Raw genomic sequence first — 625 nt, 5'->3', positions numbered from 1 at the left:
CGAGCGCACACCGCTGGCCGACGCCGCGGAAACCGGCCTGAAGATAGTCGTCGTCGGAGGGTTCGGCGTCGGCAAGACCACGCTCGTCCGCTCGGTGAGCGAGATCCGGCCGCTGAACACCGAAGAGGTCATGACGCAGGCGGGCGTCGGCGTCGACGAGACGGACGGCGTGGACGCCAAGACGACCACCACGGTCGCCTTCGACTTCGGCCGCATCAGCCTCAACGAGCGCATCGTGCTGTACCTGTTCGGCGCTCCGGGCCAGGAACGCTTCTGGTTCCTGTGGGACCGGCTGTTCTCCGGCACGCTCGGCGCGGTGGTCCTCGTGGACACACGGCGGATGGACGACTCGTGGTACGCGATCGACCGGCTGGAACACCACGGCACCCCGTTCGTGGTGGCGGTCAACCGCTTCGACGACGACCACGTCCACTCGCTCGACGAGATCCGCAAGGCCCTGGCGCTGCCCGAGCACATCCCGATGATCGACTGCGACGCCCGGGTCCGGCGGTCCAGCAAGAACGTACTGATCACGCTCGTCGACCATCTGCGCACGATGGCCATCGCCCGGGAGACGACACCATGAGCACCTCCAGCCCTTCCTTCGACACCGGTGCCGGCACCG

1 protein-coding gene is annotated in these 625 nt (G+C 67.8%); it reads left to right on the top strand.

Annotated features, from left to right (window positions below):
- The first annotated feature begins 13 nt into the window (after positions 1 to 13).
- Entirely contained in the window at positions 14 to 586 is a 573-nt protein-coding gene (locus AB0C16_RS40230) for an ATP/GTP-binding protein (RefSeq protein ID WP_357691423.1), read from the top strand.
- Positions 587 to 625: the final 39 nt, after the last annotated feature.

The sequence above is a fragment of the Nonomuraea sp. NPDC048916 genome, from assembly GCF_040649575.1.
Taxonomy (GTDB): domain Bacteria; phylum Actinomycetota; class Actinomycetes; order Streptosporangiales; family Streptosporangiaceae; genus Nonomuraea.
This window is presented reverse-complemented; position numbering and strand designations above follow the sequence as displayed.